The sequence below is a fragment of the Mucilaginibacter achroorhodeus genome (assembly GCF_007846095.1).
In the GTDB taxonomy this organism is placed as follows: domain Bacteria; phylum Bacteroidota; class Bacteroidia; order Sphingobacteriales; family Sphingobacteriaceae; genus Mucilaginibacter; species Mucilaginibacter achroorhodeus.
Genome location: NZ_VOEI01000003.1, coordinates 193,125 through 212,463 on the forward strand (window position 1 = coordinate 193,125; position 19,339 = coordinate 212,463).

16 protein-coding genes are annotated in these 19,339 nt (G+C 41.7%); 11 read left to right on the top strand and 5 right to left on the bottom strand.

The features are described 5' to 3' along the window. Nucleotides 1-2 precede the first annotated feature (2 nt). The 6 genes from FPZ42_RS10545 (at nt 3) to FPZ42_RS10570 (ending at nt 9,697) form a co-directional block, all read left to right on the top strand. On the top strand, nt 3-2,423 hold the full coding sequence (locus tag FPZ42_RS10545; protein WP_146271125.1) for an ABC transporter permease: 2,421 nt from the start codon (nt 3-5) through the stop codon (nt 2,421-2,423). Nucleotides 2,424-2,451: 28 nt separating this feature from the next. Beyond that, the gene (locus FPZ42_RS10550) at nt 2,452-4,908 is read left to right on the top strand and encodes an ABC transporter permease (RefSeq protein WP_146271127.1); all 2,457 of its coding nucleotides are present in this window, start codon (nt 2,452-2,454) and stop codon (nt 4,906-4,908) included. Nucleotides 4,909-5,033: 125 nt separating this feature from the next. After that, nucleotides 5,034-7,397: an ABC transporter permease gene (locus tag FPZ42_RS10555; RefSeq protein WP_146271129.1), complete on the top strand. Its 2,364-nt coding sequence runs from the start codon at nt 5,034-5,036 to the stop codon at nt 7,395-7,397. Nucleotides 7,398-7,438: 41 nt separating this feature from the next. Next, on the top strand, nt 7,439-8,053 hold the full coding sequence (recR, locus tag FPZ42_RS10560; RefSeq protein WP_146271131.1) for a recombination mediator RecR: 615 nt from the start codon (nt 7,439-7,441) through the stop codon (nt 8,051-8,053). 5 nt (nt 8,054-8,058) lie between these two features. After that, entirely contained in the window at nt 8,059-8,898 is an 840-nt protein-coding gene (locus tag FPZ42_RS10565; protein ID WP_146271133.1) for a glycosyltransferase family 2 protein, read from the top strand. Beyond that, nucleotides 8,882-9,697, top strand: coding sequence for an SDR family oxidoreductase (locus tag FPZ42_RS10570; protein WP_146271135.1), 816 nt, complete (start codon nt 8,882-8,884; stop codon nt 9,695-9,697). The genes FPZ42_RS10565 and FPZ42_RS10570 overlap by 17 nt, the downstream gene beginning before the upstream one ends. Nucleotides 9,698-9,705: 8 nt before the next feature. Here FPZ42_RS10570 and FPZ42_RS10575 read toward each other — a convergent pair whose 3' ends face one another. From FPZ42_RS10575 to FPZ42_RS10585, 3 genes are all read right to left on the bottom strand, one after another. Beyond that, nucleotides 9,706-11,103, bottom strand: a complete 1,398-nt coding sequence (locus tag FPZ42_RS10575) for an MBL fold metallo-hydrolase (protein WP_146271137.1) — start codon at nt 11,101-11,103, stop codon at nt 9,706-9,708. Nucleotides 11,104-11,283: 180 nt separating this feature from the next. Next, nucleotides 11,284-13,116 carry an ABC transporter ATP-binding protein gene (locus FPZ42_RS10580; RefSeq protein WP_146271139.1) on the bottom strand — a complete coding sequence of 611 codons (1,833 nt, stop codon included), beginning with the start codon at nt 13,114-13,116 and terminating at the stop codon, nt 11,284-11,286. A 31-nt stretch (nt 13,117-13,147) separates the two neighbouring features. Continuing rightward, entirely contained in the window at nt 13,148-13,687 is a 540-nt protein-coding gene (locus FPZ42_RS10585; protein ID WP_146271141.1) for a hypothetical protein, read from the bottom strand. Between the two features lie 167 nt (nt 13,688-13,854). Between FPZ42_RS10585 and FPZ42_RS10590 the strand changes: the two genes are divergently transcribed. After that, on the top strand, nt 13,855-14,058 hold the full coding sequence (locus FPZ42_RS10590; protein WP_146271143.1) for a hypothetical protein: 204 nt from the start codon (nt 13,855-13,857) through the stop codon (nt 14,056-14,058). On the opposite strand, the gene FPZ42_RS10595 is transcribed toward FPZ42_RS10590, so the two are convergent. Beyond that, nucleotides 14,042-14,818, bottom strand: coding sequence for an SAM hydrolase/SAM-dependent halogenase family protein (locus tag FPZ42_RS10595; RefSeq protein WP_146271145.1), 777 nt, complete (start codon nt 14,816-14,818; stop codon nt 14,042-14,044). The two genes, FPZ42_RS10590 and FPZ42_RS10595, sit on opposite strands and share 17 nt — an antisense overlap. 103 nt (nt 14,819-14,921) lie before the next feature. Here FPZ42_RS10595 and FPZ42_RS10600 point away from each other — a divergent pair, with 103 nt between their 5' ends. From FPZ42_RS10600 to FPZ42_RS10615, 4 genes are all read left to right on the top strand, one after another. After that, a complete protein-coding gene (locus FPZ42_RS10600; RefSeq protein ID WP_146271147.1) occupies nt 14,922-15,887 on the top strand; it encodes a PhoH family protein in 966 nt (321 codons plus the stop codon). 87 nt (nt 15,888-15,974) lie between these two features. After that, a complete protein-coding gene (locus tag FPZ42_RS10605) occupies nt 15,975-16,919 on the top strand; it encodes a phosphoribosylaminoimidazolesuccinocarboxamide synthase (protein WP_146271149.1) in 945 nt (314 codons plus the stop codon). Nucleotides 16,920-16,973: 54 nt separating this feature from the next. Continuing rightward, nucleotides 16,974-17,351: an STAS domain-containing protein gene (locus tag FPZ42_RS10610; protein ID WP_146271151.1), complete on the top strand. Its 378-nt coding sequence runs from the start codon at nt 16,974-16,976 to the stop codon at nt 17,349-17,351. 19 nt (nt 17,352-17,370) lie between these two features. Continuing rightward, on the top strand, nt 17,371-18,288 hold the full coding sequence (locus tag FPZ42_RS10615; RefSeq protein ID WP_146271153.1) for a ribonuclease Z: 918 nt from the start codon (nt 17,371-17,373) through the stop codon (nt 18,286-18,288). A gap of 105 nt (nt 18,289-18,393) precedes the next feature. Here FPZ42_RS10615 and FPZ42_RS10620 read toward each other — a convergent pair whose 3' ends face one another. Then, nucleotides 18,394-19,338, bottom strand: coding sequence for an MlaD family protein (locus tag FPZ42_RS10620; protein ID WP_146271155.1), 945 nt, complete (start codon nt 19,336-19,338; stop codon nt 18,394-18,396). Between the last annotated feature and the right edge of the window lies 1 nt (nt 19,339).

Below are 19,339 nucleotides of genomic sequence, written 5' to 3' on the forward strand. Positions count from 1 at the left end.
CTATGTTCAAAAACTACATAAAAACAGCATACAGGAATCTAAAGAAAAACAAGGCTTTCACCATCATCAATGTACTGGGGCTTGCTTTGGGATTGTGTGTATGCTTGCTGATAGTGCTGTACGTTGTGGATGAGTTTGGTTATGATAAATATAACACCAAGTTAGATCGTGTCTACCGGGTAAATGACAATATCAAGTTTGGCGGTATGAACAAGCAATTTGCACAATCACCCGCACCTTTGGCTGCAGCCTTCACCGCAAATTTTCCTGAAATAGAAGCAACGGCGAGGTTTAGGCAATGGGGCTCATATAAAGTGCGTAAGGGTGATCAAAATGTACACGAGAACCACGTAATATTTGCTGACTCTACATTATTTGATGTCTTTACATTGCCTATGTTATTTGGCGACCCTAAGACAGCACTTCGCGAGCCTCATTCGGTGGTTATAACTGAAAGTATTGCCAGAAAGTATTTTAATCAGGAGGATGTAGTTGGGAAAGCCTTGTTATTGAATGATTCCATTAATTACAAAGTAACCGGCGTTATAAAGGATATACCTAAACAGTCGCATTTTCATTTTGATTTCTTCCTGGCCATGTCAGATCTACAGGAAAGCAAAGATGATTCATGGTTAAATAATAACTTTAACACTTACCTTTTACTTAAACCGGGTACGAATTTAAAAACTCTTGAAAACAAATTTGAGCCTTTAATTCGTAAAGGCGCAGGTGGTCAGCTTCAAGGAGCCATTCGCATGGATTATGATGCCTTTGTAAGGGCAGGTAATTTTTATAAGTTAAATTTAGTTGCGTTAAAGGATATTCATTTACACTCCAATGTTGTTGGCGAATTGGATGGTAACAGTAGTATTCAATACGTTTACATTTTTTTAGCTATTGCTGCTTTTATCTTGATAGTTGCCTGCATCAATTTCATGAACTTATCTACAGCAAGGTCGGCAAATCGTGCACGTGAGGTAGGTGTCAGAAAAGTTTTAGGGTCACTTAGAAAATATCTTGTTGCGCAATTTTTATCAGAGTCAATTATCGTCACATTTTTCGCTGCTGTTATAGCTTTGTCAGGCGCATGGTTATTATTACCCTATTTTAACGAAATATCAGGCAAAGTGATTACAATTACACAGGATACGTTACTTTGGCTATTACCATTATCGCTGCTAAGCGTCATAGTTATTGGCTGTATTGCAGGCTCTTATCCGGCTTTCTTTTTGTCAGCATTTAAGCCGGTAGATGTGTTGAAAGGAAAACTTTCTTCGGGCTTTAAAGCTGGTTTTTTACGAAGTTTTCTGGTGGTGTTTCAATTTGGGACCTCGATCTTTTTGATTATCGGCACAATGATTATCTACAACCAGCTCAAGTTTATCCAGAACAAGGACCTTGGTTTTGATCGCAACCATGTAGTTACCATAAAGAATACAGATGATCTGCCTAATGCTAACGTACTTAAAGATGAACTGATGACGATCACCGGCGTTAAAAACGCATCGCTTAGCGGCTTTACTCCAACCGGGGGCTGGCGAAATAGTACAACTTACTTTACAAATGAAATGCGTGACACAAAAAACGCATTATCTACGCAAAGCTGGGTTGTAGACGAAAACTATATACCTACTATGAACATGCATATCATAGAGGGTCGCAATTTTGAGAAGGGGCGACTTGCTGACTCTTCATCCCTGATAATAAATGAAGCAGCCGTTAAACAACTGGGCTTTAAGGACCCTGTGGGCCAAGATCTGTTTGTAATAGTTGACAGCAAAGGTGAAAATCAAAAACGTATGCACATCATTGGCGTAGTTAAAGATTTCAATTTCAATTCCCTTCGTGACAACGTTACGCCTGTTGTACTAAGTATGGGTTACAGCACAGGTCAACTATCTGTATTAGTTAACAGTAATGATATGGCTGGTCTTATAAATAAGTTGAAACAAAGGTGGCACTCCTTTGCACCAAATGCAGCCTTCGAATACTCGTTTATGGATGACGAATTTGATGCAACCTACCGCACTGAACAGCGAATGGGGCAGCTATTTATCTCTTTCACCACAATGGCTATCGTTATTGCATGCCTTGGCTTGTTTGGGTTAGCTGCATATGCTGCAGAACAGCGTACAAAAGAGATCGGTATCCGTAAAGTGCTTGGTGCAAACGTATCAACTATTGTGGGTATGCTTTCTAAAGACTTTATTAAGCTTGTTATCATTGCCATTGTGATAGCTGCACCACTGGCATGGCTGTCTATGCAGCAGTGGTTAAAAGGTTTTGCCTATCGCGATAATATTAAGTGGTGGGTTATCGCCGTCGCAGGGTTTGGGGCAATCATCATAGCTTTCCTAACTATCAGCATTCAGTCCATCAAAGCAGCTTTAGCAAATCCGGTTAAAAGCTTAAAAAACGAATAGTTATTATACCTTAATTCACCTTACCATAATGCTTAAAAACTATTTCAAAATCGCTTTAAGAGGTTTCCGTAAGCATAAACTGTTCACTTTTATAAATGTAATAGGTTTGTCTATCGGCATCAGTGCATCACTGGTGATTTACCTTATTGTTCACTACGATCTTACCTTTAATAAGTTTGCAGGCGGCAACGATGGAATTTATCGTGTGACTACCGAGTATGCATTCTCTGGCGAGGTTGGCTACAATAGTGGCGTTTGTACGCCGCTAACCGAAGCTGTTAAAACAGAGATCTCGGGTATAGAAAAATCAGCGCCTTTTTACACCCTGTATGAAGCCCGCGTACAAGTACCTCACGGCAAAGGAGAAGAGTTTAAACTGAACAAGGAGAACGGCATAGTAATAGCAGATGGCCGCTATTTCAACCTGTTCAAATACGATTGGTTAGCAGGCGGTGTTAAAACATCCCTAAACTCGCCGTATCGGGTTGTTTTAACCGCAAGTCAGGCTAAAAAGTATTTTCCGGGTATGGGCTACCAGGACATGATAGGCCGGGAGGTAATTTATGAGGATTCAGTAAGAACCAATGTAAGCGGTATAGTTGCTGACCTGAAAGGTAATACGGACTTCCTTTTTCATGATTTTATCTCGTTTAAAACCGCAGATGTAGACAGCCTGTTTAAAGGTTATTTTCAACCTACCGAATGGGGTAGCACCAATTCGGCATCGCAACTTTTTGTCAAGCTGGATAAAAACACGGCTGCTGCAAACGTGATCAAACAGTTAAATGTATTACGTAACAAACGAGCACTGCAAAAGGCAGATAAGGCTAATTACACCAAATTTGATCTGGAGAAACTGGATAATCTTCACTTTGACCAAAAGTACTATTCGTTTGATGGCGCACGTACGGCCAATCGCAGTACGCTCTATGGTTTGTTAGTAATAGCCGCATTCTTGTTGCTATTGGGTTGTATCAACTTCATAAATCTGACTACAGCACAGGCCTCACAACGTGCTAAAGAAATAGGCATCCGCAAAACTATGGGCAGCGGGAGAAGCCAGCTTATTATGCAATTCATGAGCGAGACTTTTTTGGTGACCCTGTTTGCCGTTATCATCTCTGTTGCGCTTACGCCTTTAATCCTGAAGTTATTCAGCACATTTATTCCTAATGGTGTAAAGCCGGATCTGTTACAACCTGATCTTTTGTTATTCCTTGCAGGCTTAACTGTAGTAGTAAGCGTATTATCGGGCTTTTACCCGGCGCTGGTTTTATCTAATTATAAACCGGTTATTGTGTTAAAATCGCAGGTAGCCCCAACATCCGGCAATACCCGCAAAACCCTTTTGCGCAAATCGTTAACTGTTACCCAATTTGTTATAGCGCAATTTTTCATCATGGCTACCATACTGGTGAGCAAGCAAATTCATTATGCCTTAACTAAGGATCTTGGCTTTAAAAAAGATGCCATCTTAATTGTTACAACGCCTTACAAAAGTGCCCGAACCAACAAAAAGCAGGTTTTCTTAAATAAGATACGTTCAATGCCGCAGATAAAAATGATAGCGGTAGGGGGAGATGCACCATTATCCGGGGGCACGCACTCAACCGAGGTAACTTACAAAAACGGTAAAACCGAAATAAAAACCGATCTGCAGCAAAAATTTGGCGACGAGAATTATCTGAAAATATATGGTATAAAATTGCTTGCCGGCCGTAATCTTACACCCGCCGATACCGGTAAAGCAACCGTAATTAATGCCACTTATGCAAAAACGTTAGGTTTTAAAAATGTTGCCGATGCTGTTGGTATAACGCTGGACTACAATGACAAAAAACGGCAGATAGTTGGTGTAATGAACGATTTTAACCAGAAATCGTTACGCTCGCAAATTAAACCTTTGGCTTTTATTGAACCACAGCGTTTCAGTAACCGTGTATTGCATATTGCGTTAAAACCGCAAACTGCAGGAGGCAAGGAATGGAAAACAGCCATTGCAGGCATGGAGCAGGTTTGGAAAGAGCTTTACCCCGAAGATGAATTTAGCTATGCATTTTTTGATGAAAGCATTGCCAAATTTTATGAAAGCGAACAACAGATATCAACTTTGTTGACTTGGGCAACAGGCCTTTCAATACTGATAAGCTGCCTTGGTTTGCTTGGCCTTGCCATGTATACTACCAGCCTTCGCACAAAGGAAATAGGCGTACGCAAAGTATTGGGCGCCACCGTTGCCCAAATAGTGACGCTATTATCAACCGAATTGGTTCTGCTTATTGTGCTGGCCTTTGTATTGGTAACGCCGATAGCTTTTTACGCTATGCACAAATGGATGGAAAACTTTGCCGACCGAACCAGCATCAGCTGGTGGATATTTGCCTTAAGCGGCGCAGGGATGTTGCTGATAGCACTGTTTACGCTTAGCTTCCAAACTATAAAGGCTGCTATAGCAAATCCGATTGGCAGTCTGCGCAGCGAATAAGGCACTTCATTTTGATTAAACATAAAAGCGGACCTTAAAAGCCGCTTTTATGTTTTAGTTAAGATATGTTAAATAGCTATAATTTAACAGCTTATATGAAGATATTGCAGGTATAAACTTATTATATGCTCAAAACTTACCTGAGGACCGCCTGGCGAAGTATCATTAGCAACAAAACATCATCTATCATCAACATCAGTGGTTTGGCCGTTGGAATGGCAGTAAGTTTCATGTTGCTGCTGTATGTTTACAATGAATTTAGCTTTGATAAGTTCCATCCAAATAGCGACCGTATTTATCAGGTTTTTAAAAACCAGCCAGCAAACGGAGTAATTAAAACAAGGAACTACACTACGCAACAGCTCGCATCAGTCTTAGAAAAGGATATTCCCGAGGTAGAAAAAACCGCGCGGATGAGTGAAATGATGAGAGTACTTGTGACTTACAATAATAAATCGCTTAGATTCAGATCGTTTGCTGTAGATCCATCTTTCTTCGATATATTCAATTTTGACGCAGTTTATGGTACGAAAAAAAAGCATCTTACAGATGAATCTTCAGTTGTATTAACACAGTCTACAGCAGCAGCGCTTTTTGGTTCCTTGGATCCGGTCGGTAAAACAATACAGTACAATTCCTTTCCATTAAAAGTTGCTGCAGTTATCAGGGACAATCCAAGAAATTCAAGTTTCGATTTTGAGGTGTTGATACCATGGCAAGCATTTATGAACCAACAACCGTGGTTAAAAGATGCGGGCTGGGATAATTATTCCTACTTCACCTATGTTTTGTTTAAAAGTGGGGCCTCTGTTCAAACTGCCAATCTTAAAGTTAAACACCTAATAGCCCAGTATTATCCGCCCGATAAAGATATAGAATTATTCATGTATCAATTTAGCAGATTACACCTGTACGGGAATTTTACAAACGGGGTTAGTACTGGTGGAAATATAGAGTATGTGAGGCTTTTTTTGATATTGTCTATCAGTATTTTGATTGTTTCATGTATAAACTTCATGAATTTATCTACAGCCAGGTCAGAAAAAAGGGCCCGCGAAGTAGGTATTCGCAAGACTTTAGGAGCGAGGCGATCCGGGCTGGTAAAACAATTTCTTTGGGAAGCTATTGCCTTAGCTTTTATTGCTTTGATAATAGCTTTACTTTTAATGGTCTTGCTGTTGCCTTTTTTCAATAGGATCATGCACGTAGTTCTGTTCTTTCCATACGGCGATGCCAGGTTTTGGACTTTGTCAATTGCGATAACCTTTTTTACAGGTGCTTTAGCTGGAAGCTATCCAGCTTTATATCTTTCATCATTCAAACCTTTAAAAGTCTTAAAAGGTAAAATAAATACTTTGGGTGCAGCCATTGCACCCAGGCAAGTTTTAGTTGTTTTACAGTTTACTTTTGCAATTTGCCTCATTTTAGGCAGCGTGTTCATTTACAAACAAATCTTTTTTATTGCTAATAAACCGGTTGGGTTTAGCAAACAAGGGTTGATAGAATTACCAATTGAGGGTGGTTTATTTGGGAAATTTGAGTCGTTTAGAAATGATGTCATCAATTCCGGAGCAGGAACTGACGCTGCAATTATATCTGAACCAATCACGCAAATAACAGGTGCGTCATGGGCAAATAATTGGCCCGGACAGTTACCTGGAGAGGATAAGATTTCTATTGATTGCATAGCTGCGACATATCACTTTACCCAAACATATCAGCTTAAAGTTATTGACGGACGTGATTTTGATATTTCCCGGCCGTCTGATACAACGGGAGTTATTTTAAATGAAGCCGCTGTAAAACTAATGAGATTAAAGCAGCCGATTGGCCAAACTATAAAATGGATGGGTGCCAATCGTACTGTTATAGGGGTTGTTAAAGACTTTGTTTGGGGTTCGCCCTATGAACCTGTGAAGCCCACCATAATCGGTTATGTAAAAGACTGGATAGGCAACATCGGCATACGCCTTAACCCAAACATGCCTGTTTCCAAAAGTTTAGCTTCATTAGAACGCATTTACAAAAAATATAATCCCAACTATCCGTTTGAATATACTTTTACCGATGAAGCCTTTGATAAAAAGTTCCAAAGTGAAAAAATTTTGGGCGCCATGGCCATCACATTTACAGCGCTTGCAATATTTATTTCGTGTTTGGGTTTATTTGGGCTGGCTTTATTTTCTGCAGAACGGCGACGCAAGGAGTTGAGCATAAGAAAGGTTTTAGGAGCCAGCGTAGCAAATCTATGGTTCAAACTATCCCAGGAATTTATCAAACTGGTCATCATTTCATTTTTTATAGGGTCGGCAATCAGCTGGTACTACATACAAGGTTGGTTAAATACTTACACCTACCATGCTGATATTTCTTTGGATATTTTTGGCCTTACATTAATTGGAAGTTTGATGATCTGCCTCACCGCAGTAAGTTGGCAGGCAATAAAAGCAGCGCTGGTTAACCCGGTAAAAAATCTGCGAAGCGAATGACATTGGCTAACTATAAGGCTTAAAATGCGTAAATTCGCGTTATGAATTTTTCATCAAAGTTGTTGGAAGAAGCAGTGGCGGAATTTGCAAAACTGCCCGGTGTTGGTCAAAAAACTGCCCTTCGCCTGGTGCTGCATTTACTTAACCGGGATGTAGAAGAGGTGCAAAAATTCAGCAGTGCGGTTAGCCGTTTACGTAACGAGATACAATTCTGTCAAACCTGCCATAACATATCTGATACTGCTATTTGCGAAATATGTGCTTCGCCGCGGCGCGATCATGGTTTGATATGCGTGGTGGAAGATACGCGTGATGTAATGGCTATCGAGAACACCAATCAATACAACGGTGTTTACCATGTATTGGGCGGACTGATTTCGCCCATGGACGGTATCGGCCCGTCTGACCTGCAGGTTGATTCGCTTGTTGAGAGACTTAAAGAAAATAACATAAAGGAAATTATTTTTGCCCTAAGCGCTACTATGGAAGGCGATACCACCATATTTTATTTGCACAAACGCTTAAAGCAATTTAATATAAATATCTCTACTATAGCCCGTGGCATAGCTTTTGGAGGTGAATTGGAGTACGTTGACGAGATTACTTTAGGACGATCTATCGTAACACGCGTTCCGTATGAGAATTCATTATCCTAACGCATATGAAACTTTCTGTCATCGTAGTTAACCGCAACATGTGCAGCCTGCTCAAACAGTGCCTGCCTACTTTAATAAGGGCATGTCAAGATATTGAACATCAGATAATTGTAATTGATGATTCATCCACTGATAAATCGGTTGAAATGGTTAAGACAGATTTCCCTGAAGTTTCGATGATAGTGAATGAACAATCTATCGGTATGGCAGCAAGCCGCAATTTAGGTACAGAAAAAGCTAAGAGCGAGTACGTTTTACTGGTCAATGCGGATATTATAAGCGGCAAAAAAACAGTAGAACAAGTCGTTCAATTTATGGAAGGTCACCCAGACGCAGGAGCCGTTGGTGTGCGTGCTTTAACACCCCGAGGCCGCTTTATGCCTGAGTCGAGAACCGGCTTTGGTCGCAGCTGGGCCACATTGCTTAAAATTACCGGTTTAGCTAAATATTTCCCTAAATCGCGTCTGTACAAAAATGAGGAGCGCTGGATAAACGAAGATGAGTTTGCCACAACCGAAGTAGACGTGATTAACGGAGCATTTATGTTATTACGACGTTCTGCTTTGAACAAGATCGGTAAACTGGATGAAAGGTTTATTCAATTCGGTCATGATATTGATCTGTCATTCCGATTAAGGCTTGCTGGCTACAAAAATTACTACTACCCGCGCACATACATTCTCAATTTTGCCAAACAACTAACTTCCAAATTTACGTTGGATTATATCCGTAAATTTTATGGGGCTATGATTATATTCGCCGGTAAATATCTGTTTAAAATGCCTGAAATAAAGGTTCCTGGCATACCGCAGATGTTTGCCCCGAAATATGAAATTGAAAGATAAGGTTGTTGTCATCACCGGTGCATCATCAGGCATTGGTAAAGCCCTTGCATATGAATTTGCCAAGCGCGGTGCTAATTTGGTTTTAGGCGCAAGACAGTTTGTAACCCTTTGTGAAATTACGCAGGATATTGAAGGCCGCTACAACAACCGATCTGTAGCTGTGCAATGCGATGTAGCTATCGAAGAAGACTGCAAAACACTTATTAAACAATCTATTTTGACATTCGGCAGGGTAGACGTTCTGATCAATAACGCCGGCATTTCTATGCGGGCACTTTTTAAAGATGCAGACCTTAAAGTACTAAAAAGCTTAATGGATGTTAACTTTTGGGGTACTATAAATTGCACCAAACACGCATTGCCGGAGGTTACAAAGACCGGCGGCAGTATAGTAGCCGTATCATCCATTGCAGGGTACAAAGGTTTACCGGGCCGTACGGGCTATTCGGCCTCGAAATTTGCCATCAACGGTTTTATGGATGCCCTTCGGGTTGAGAACCTTAATACAGGTGTGCACATTATGGTTGCCTGCCCCGGCTTCACTGCCTCTAATATTCGTAATACTGCCCTAAATAAAGACGGTATCTCTCAGCAGGAGAGCACTTTGAATGAAAACAAAATGATGACTTCCGAAGAAGTTGCTAAACAGATAGCAGACGGCGTTGAGCAAAGAAAGCGTACACTCATCTTAACTTTTCAAGGTAAACTTACAGTGTTTCTAAGCAAATTCCTGCCTTCCTTTGTTGATAAACAGGTTTATAAATTGTTTTCCAAAGAGCGCGACGCTTTGATCAAATAACCTGGTCTTTACAATTCATAAGTAACACCTTTTTCAGGAATATTCACCTTATATCCATCTGCTGTCAACGAGTCTGACAAGGCTTGCATTGCACTCGTTTCACCGTGTACCAAGTAAATGCCCTTTAACTGCTCAGCATCCTGCGATTTGATATTGTTTACCAAGTCTTGATGATCACCATGGGCGCTAAGCACGTCGGTTTGTTTGATAGTGGCATAAACAGCCAGGTCGCGGTCTTTGATATGCACAATAGGGTCGCCGCGTAGCAGCCGGTAGCCTAATGTCCCCTTTGCGCAATAGCCTATGAACAGAATGGTGCAATAGTAATTTTGTATATTATAAAACAAGTGATCTTGTATACGGCCGCCCTCCAGCATCCCGGCAGAAGAGATGATGATACAAGGCTCGAAGTAATTGGATACCTGTCGGCTGTCTTTCAACGTCTCAACGTAGGTAAGGTTGTCAAATTCAAACTCGTCACCTTGCGTGTTGTAAAACTCCTGTGCTTCAGGATTAACCTGGTTGTGGTGCTTGCGGTAAAGTTGCGTGGCCCGGCTTGCCATAGGGCTATCTACAAATATCTTAACCGGGGGAAGTGCACCGCTGCTGAAGATTTTATTTAGCACAAAAACCAATGACTGCGTACGGCCAATGCTAAATGCAGGAATTATCAATCGCCCTTGTTCTTTGATGCAAACCTTGTCTATGATCTCCTCAAGGGTTTTCTGAACGCCTTTACCCTTGCTGTGGTTACGGCCTCCGTATGTAGCTTCAGACACCAGGTAATCAACTTTTGGTAGCGGTTGCGGGTCGTTAAGTACAGGATATCCCTTGCGACCGATATCGCCCGTAAAGGCAATTGTTTTTTCTACCCCCTCATCGTTTACCTTGAGCACTATGCCTGCGGCGCCAAGCAGATGTCCCGCAGGCACAAACGTTACCTCGATATCACCTGTTATTTTAAATGGTTTGTTGAAGTTGATGGTGATAAAGCGCTCAACAGTATCCATCACATGTTTTTGCAGGTACAATGGCTGCGGGCCACCGCTGCTGTGTTTATGCCTGCGGCGATGCTTATTGCCCTTTTGCGCTTTTTGTAAAAAGATGTTCACCGAATCCATCAGCAACAGCTCGGTAAGGTCAGCCGTGGGAGGGGTGCAAAGTATCTGGCCATTGAAGCCCATACGCACAAGCGTAGGCAGGTTGCCCGAGTGGTCTATATGAGCATGCGTAAGTATCACAACGTCGATCTCCTCGGGCCTGAAGCCGAAATCTTCGTTCACCTGTATATTGTGATCTTTTTCGTAATCAAGACCACAATCGATCAATATTTTATATTGGCCAACCTGCAGCAAGTGCATACTGCCGGTTACCTGCCGGGCTGCCCCGTGTATGGTTAGTTTCATTTAGTCAGTAGGTGAACAACAGGCCCAAAGGGCTGGTCTGTTGCAATAATAATAATTAATCTGTTTTGTTTTGGGCAAATACACTGGTGTTCACGTTCACGCCATGAACACTTGTGAACACCGTGAACGCAAATTATAGCAATATGGAGTATTCAGCTATGCATGCGAAAGCTTTCCATATCAACCTTTTGCAGTCTCAAACTGCAATTGGCTCAGGTAACGATATAAACCCTGTTCATTAGCTATAAGTTGCTGATGATTACCACTTTCAACGATATTTCCTTTTTCCAGCACTATAATTTTATCGGCTTCGCGGATGGTTGATAGACGGTGTGCAATGATGATAGAGGTGCGGCCTTTCATCAATACTTCAAGTGCTTCCTGTACCAAACGCTCAGATTCAGAGTCGAGAGAGGAAGTAGCTTCGTCCAGTATCAGGATGGCAGGATTTTTAAGTAAAGCACGCGCAATGGCAATGCGCTGGCGCTGCCCGCCGGAAAGTTTAACGCCACGTTCGCCCACAACCGTCTCATATCCCTCTGGGAAACCTGTTATAAAGCTATCTGCATTTGCTTTTTTAGCGGCAGCGATAATCTCCTCGTGGGTTGCATTTAATTTACCGTACGCAATATTTTCGGCGATAGTGCCACCAAACAATAATACATCCTGCGGAACTATCGCCACCTGGTTGCGAATATCGGTCAAGGCATATTTTTCAGCATCAACACCATCAAATCTGATCGAGCCGGCCTGCGGATGATAAAACTGCAGTATCAGTGCCGCCATAGTAGACTTGCCCGAACCACTTGGGCCAACTATAGCCACTTTTTGCCCGGCATCGGCGTTAAAAGAGATGCCTTTTAACACACTTATCTCCGACCGTGACGGATAAGCAAATTCAACATTGTCAAATTCAAGGTTGCCGTTGATGGGTTGTTTTATCGCATTTTCCTCAGCATTGATAGATACCGCTTCACCTTTTTCGTCCAATATCTCTAAAACGCGTTCGCTGGCACCAACCGATTTTTGCATGTTGGCATATAACTCCGGAAAACTCCCCATGGCTGCCCCTACAAAAATGGAGTAAAGTATAAAAGTGGTAAGGCTGCCTACGGATAATTCATGGTGATGAACGAGTACAGAACCATACCAGATAACACCAACTATGGCGCCGAATAAACAGAATACGATAAACGAAGCAAACAACCCACGGAATACTGCACCTTTAACGGCTATCTTCACTACTTCGCGCAGATTTTTGTTGTAACGGCCGGCCTCAAAAGCTTCATTAACAAAAGCTTTTACATTGGCAATGCCTTGTAAAGTCTCTTCAATAATGGTGTTTGATTCGGCAAGTTTGTCCTGGGCCTGGCGTGATAAGCTGCGGATAAATCTTCCGAAAAATACAGCTACTACTATCAGTACAGGTAACATCAGCAACAGGGCTAAAGTCAATTTAAAAGAAACAATGGTTAAAAAAGTGATACCGCCAACCAATAAAACCAGTTGCCTTATCATTTCGGCAAAGGTGGTGGTCATGGTATCCTGTATCTGCGAAAGATCGGCAGAGATGCGGCTGTTTAATTCACCAACCCTGCGGTTAGCAAAAAAATCCATCGGAAGGGTGATCAGCTTAAAATAGGTATCACGGCGAATATCGGCAAGCGCTTTTTCCGCCACCTGTACAAACCACACCACTCTAAAAAACGACACAAAAGCCTGTACAAACAAGATTCCGAAAGCCAAAAAACCGATAGCATTGATGGTAGGGGGTAAGAAAGCATATTTTTGTTTGCCTTGCGCCGCATCGATCAACGCACCTAATAGTGATGGGAAGGCCAAACCCGTTAAGCTCGAGATAAAAAGAAAAATGATACCGGCTATAAATTTTCCTTTATATGGTTTGATGTAGGAGATAAGTTTAGCTATGCGCTTTAAACTATCCAGATTTATTTTTGCCTTAGGTAATTCTGCTTCTGCTTTGCTGCCACTGTTCAGTCGTCCTCGTGCCATGTATTAAGTTAGTGTGTACAAAGGGGCAAAACTACGCCTTTGTTTTCCGTTTAACGATTAACAGTGCTAAAATTGACGCAAAAAGGATAACGATAACCACAATCAGTATTCCCTGCTTTTTTTGACCGGCTGTTTCCAGTTGTTTTACCTTTACTTTTAAACTGTCGTTCTGTTGGCGCAAGGTGCTGATGCTATTCAAATACGCTATCCGGCTTTTTTCTGCATCCTTTAAATTATTCTCAGTTTGCAGGCGTTGAAACTTGCTGAATTTGAGCTGATTATTGTTGTAATCGAATAGCTTTTTGAGTTCGGTAAATATCTCATCATCGGTTTCGGCTATATCCATCAATATCTCGTTAGATCGCTTTACATCGCCTTTGGTTTGCATACCGAAAATGCCGCTTCGTTTGGTAAGGCTGGTATCATACTGACCAAACTTTGCACGCCTATCGGCAAGCATGGCGTTTATTTTATTACGTTGCTGTACGTAAACAACAGAATCCGGATTGGGCTGGGCAAAAATACCGGCAGCAAACAACAGCATAAAGCCGGCGAATAACAGATTTTTCATACGCTAAACGGATAAGTACTACTCAAAATTAATAATTATATTATCACCACATCCAGGCCAGGCAAGCCTACCGGCTTTTGCCTTAACAAAACAATATTTATTCCCATAACCTCGCTAACCGTAAATATATTTAGCGTATAATTACTAATCAAAATTCATGATCATGAATGTTATATCACTTCCCAAAAAAATCAGTTATTTTATTGGCCGGGCTGCTGATCATTTCCCTTACGCTGTTTCTTGGCCGGTTTGCAACATTACCGGATTTTGCCAGAGGGGCGCTGATGGGCGTTGGTATAGGTATGGAAATAATTGCCCTGAACAGGCTTGCCGCCTACAGGAAAACAATGCGCGCTACTGAAAATCAATAATTACGCTATCTCCCAGATTTAAGCCAAGCAGGCCGCTGGCGTTGCCTTTGTTTATGGCGATCTCCAGGTGGTCGCTAATGCCAAAAAGGCAAAGTTTTTCTCCTTCGGGTACTTCATTGTAATGCCAGCTTAATTGGTTTATGGTTTCATTACGTTTAAAGTAAAGCACAAACCTTCGGCCTTGCTGTACCCGGTTAAAAAACTCTTTGGTGATGTTGGTTATTACGTTCTGGAAAGCATCTATGTATATAACCACGCCTTTGATCAGGTTTTTTTCTATCACCGGCTGCAGGTTCATTTTATTTTCTACATCCGGCACAGGCAAACCTATCTGAGCCAATGATCCGCCGTTTGCCAGGTGGCAGGCGGCCTTTACAAAAATATCAGCCAGTGGAAAGTGCAGGAACTTAAGATCCTGCATAATGTTAATTTCCACAACCTCGTTAACCTTATCGTCAAACATCAGCGAAAAGATGCCATTATCGGCCCCCACAAAAAAGTGATTATTGTGTTCAATGGCCAGGTAACGGGTGTACGTACTATACACAGTATCAATACCTATAAGGTGCACGGTACCATCCGGAAAGTAGTGGTAACTATTTTTTAAAATAAAGGCAGCCTGCTGAACATTAAAGGCCGGTACGTTGTTAGAAATATCTACAATATTTACTGTTGGCAGCAACTTATAAATACTACCTTTAAGGGCAGCCTGATAAATATCTTTATCGCCCAAATCAGTAGTTAATGTTATAATTGCCATTAATATTATAAATATTTATTGCTAATCTTGTAGAGTAATTAAAGGTGCAAATATTCAATTTTTAATTCATAAAATTTCGCAACTGAACAAAAAACACGAAGTATTGAACGAGCTAAAATTATCAATCGAACAAATAGATCCGGCGGTTTTGTGGGGCCCATCTAACGATCACTTCGAGATCATAAAAAAGCAATATCCTAAGCTTAAAATAGTTGCGCGCGGCAGTGAGGTAAAAGTACTAGGCGACGAAAACGAATTAAACACTTTTCAGGATAAATTTAACGCGCTGGTGCAGCATGTTGAAAAATATGAAAGCCTTAACGTAAACGACGTAGAACGGATACTTGGCGCCAAACCATCTGCAAACACCGCCAACCCAGCAGAAGGTGGTACCGATAAGTTTGCCAACAGCGAGGTAATTGTTTTTGGCCCTAACGGCATTATGGTAAGGGCGCGCACGCCAAACCAACGCCGCATGGTTGATAGCCTTGCCAAAAGCGATATACTTTTTGCCATTGGCCCTGCTGGTACGGGTAAAACCTATACTGCCGTTGCATTGGCGGTACGTGCGCTTAAGAACAAAGAGATCAAACGTATTATCCTAACCCGCCCTGCTGTTGAGGCAGGGGAGAACCTTGGTTTTTTACCAGGCGATTTAAAGGAAAAAATAGACCCATACCTGCGCCCGCTTTACGATGCGCTTGATGATATGATACCTGCCGAAAAGCTGAAGCTTTATCTGGAGAATCGTACCATAGAGATAGCACCGTTAGCATTTATGCGCGGCCGTACGCTTGATAATTGCTTTGTGATATTGGATGAGGCACAAAATGCCACAGACATGCAGCTAAAGATGTTCCTGACACGTATGGGTCCATCAGCCAAGTTTATTGTAACCGGCGACGTAACACAGATTGACTTACCCAAAAAACAGCAATCTGGATTATACACCGCGCTGCGTATTTTAACCGACATAAAAGGAATTGATATTGTTTACCTGAGCGGAGAGGACGTTGTGCGTCACAAACTGGTGAAACGCATCCTGGAAGCTTACGGGGATATACAGTAGATTTATTTAGTATCAGGTAATTAGTATCAAGTATCGAGAAATTTCGAATACTTGATACTTGATACTCGCTACTCAGTACTGAAACACATGAACGCTATAAAAGAAACGCATTTTAATTTTGAAGGGCAAACCAATTTTTATAAAGGTAAGGTCCGCGATGTATATACTATAAAAGACCAGTATTTGGCTATGGTGGTTACCGACCGCATTTCTGCGTTTGACGTGGTACTGCCTGAGCCTATCCCTTACAAAGGGCAGGTGTTGAACCAGATCGCTGCCAAATTTTTAGAAGCAACTTCAGACATTGTACCTAACTGGGTGGTATCGGTGCCAGACCCAAGCGTTACCATTGGCCGCATTTGCGAGCCGTTTAAGGTAGAAATGGTTATACGCGGCTACCTGGCCGGCCATGCTGCTCGTGAGTATGCTGCAGGCAGGAGAGAAGTTTGCGGTGTACAACTGCCGGAGGGCTTAAAGGAAAACGATATACTGCCTGAGCCGATCATCACACCTACAACAAAAGCTGCGGTTGGGCATGACGAGGACATCTCTCGTGAAGAAATCTTAAAACGAGGCGTTGTAAGCGAAGCTGACTACAATCAATTGGAAGAATATACCCGTGCCTTGTTTAAGAGAGGAACGGAAATAGCTGCAGACCAGGGACTTATATTGGTTGATACCAAGTATGAGTTTGGCAAGGTAGGAGACACCATTTACCTCATAGATGAGATCCACACGCCTGATTCATCACGCTATTTTTATGCTGATGGCTACCGTGAGCGCCAGGCAAATGGAGAAGCTCAAAAACAACTTTCAAAGGAGTTTGTTAGAAAATGGCTAATCGAGAACGGATTTCAGGGCAAAGAGGGCCAGCAGGTGCCTAAAATGACCAGAGAAATAGTTTATTCGATATCCGAAAGGTACATTGAACTGTATGAACAGATAACCGGCGAGAGCTTTATAAAAAGCGACCAGGCTGATGTAATTGGCAGGGTAGAAAAAGCTATTAGCAATGCTTTAGCCTCAATGTAAAGTTTTTATTAAGCGATAAAATTATCATATCTTAGCCTTCATAATATAATACAAATGAAATTTACGGTTGACAAGCACGAGAAGTACGTAATGATTAAGTTGAATGAATCAAAGCTGAACTCGTTGGTTACTCCGCAGTTAAAATCAGAGTTGATCTTGATCAATACTGAAGGACAACGCAACATCATTCTTGACCTATCACAGGTTAAGTTTGCAGATTCGTCGGGCTTAAGCAGTTTACTGGTAGGCCATAGGTTGTGCAAAAACTCAACCGGCTCATTTATCCTTTGCGGCCTTAATGATGCTGTGTCTCGATTGATCACCATTTCGCAATTAGATAGCGTACTTTCAATAGTACCAACCTGCGAAGAAGGTATCGACCTGATCTTTATGGAAGAGATAGAGCGCGAATTGAAGAAAGAAGTTAAATAGTACAGTTTGTTTCCCCGGTATGAAATTCGAAGTAACGATACTGGGCAGCAGCTCTGCAACTCCCATTTTTAACCGCAACCCTACAGCGCAGGTAGTTAACGTAAACGATAAGCTTTACCTGGTTGACTGCGCTGAAGGTACCCAACAGCAAATGCTGCGGTTTGATGTTAAACCAAGCCGTATCGACCATATCTTTATCAGCCATCTTCATGGCGATCATTATCTTGGCCTTGTTGGTTTATTATCATCAATGCATCTTAACGGCCGCAAAAAGTCGCTTAAGTTATTTTGCCCCGAGCCTTTAAAAGACATCATTGAGATACAACTCAGATATTCAGAGACTACGCTGAATTACAATATTGAATACGTTTTTACTGATGCTACGCAAAGGTCGCTGATATTTGAGAACCAGGATGTGTGTGTAGAAACCATACCGCTTGATCATCGGATACCAACCACCGGGTTTCTATTTAAACAGAAAAAACGTTTACGTAAACTGATCAAAGAACGCGTTGAGGAAATAGGCATACCCGTGCCATATTATACCGCTATTAAACGCGGGGCTGATTACGAAGCACCCGATGGCACCACATACAAGAACGATGATATAACCACTGCGCCTGCATCGCCAAAATCATACGCTTACGTATCTGACACCAAGTACAACGAAAAATATTTTAAGCAGATTAGCGATGCAACCCTGCTTTACCATGAAGCAACCTTTATGCACGATATGCTGGATAGGGCCAATCAAACGCACCATACTACTGCACTGCAGGCCGGCGAGATAGCTAATATCACAAAAGCAGAAAGACTATTGATAGGGCATTTCTCTGCACGTTACAAAACCCTCAACGAGATCCTCGAAGAAACGCAATCTGTTTTTCCCAATACAGAACTTGCTGTAGAAGGAAAGACTTTTGTGATAAGTGAATGAAGTAGCAACCAGCTATTAGTTGATTAAAGAATAGTCTTAAGTACTGAAATAAAAAAGGTTAGAATTTCCATCCTAACCTCTAATATCTAATTCAATTAACTAATATCAATCTCCCTTTTTACCAAATACCGAGAAGTGTACGTAACGGCTTGGATGGGCTTTAATATCGATAAACAGGTTATTCAGGTTTGCAGATGCACTATTAAGATTATCATACATCTTGGTATCATTCATCAATAACCCTAAAGAACCATTGGTGCTGTTTATCTTGGCCATAGTAGCGCTCAGATCAGCGGTGGCTTTATTGGCATTGTCTAAAGTGCCTTTTATATTTGAATTAGCCAGATCATTGCTGAACCGTTCAAAATTAGAAGAGATGCCGTTAAGCTTGGCTGTGCTTGTCTTTAAGTTGTTGGATACAGCCTCGGCGTTGGTCATGATACCGTTGATGTGACTTGTTTGTGCACCAACAAGCGCATCTATTTTTTTGGTGGTTCCTTCAAGTGTTTGCAGGGAGTTAGCAATGCTGGCAAAGCTACGGTCAACATTTGCCTGAAAACGCGGGTTCATGATATGGTTGATAGAAGCAAGTGCAGAATCTACCTTTGAGATCAGTACCTCAGCTTTCTTTTGGATAGGCTGCAGGCTTTCTGCAAGGCTGCCTTGTATATCGGCCCGCAAAGTGTCCTGATCCTCAGCTGGCTTAGGGCTGTTGCCTAATTCGAAAACTATGGCCTTACCGCCCAAAAGGTCTGTACTTTGAAGTTTAGCCAAAGTGTTATCCGGGACATTGTATTTTTTATCAACTTTAAATTCTACAATGGTTCGGCCATCAGGCTGTAATTCCATTTTAGATACGCGGCCTATCTGGAAACCGTTCACCAGAATAGGTTTAGACAAGGTTAAACCTTCAACGCTGCGGTAAATGGCGTAAAATTTATTGGATCCCGAAAAAACGTCGTTGCCTTTAAGGAAGCTGTACCCCAATATCAGTATCGTTATAGCTACAGCGGTAAGTGCACCTATTTTTGTTTCGTTAGTTATTTTCATG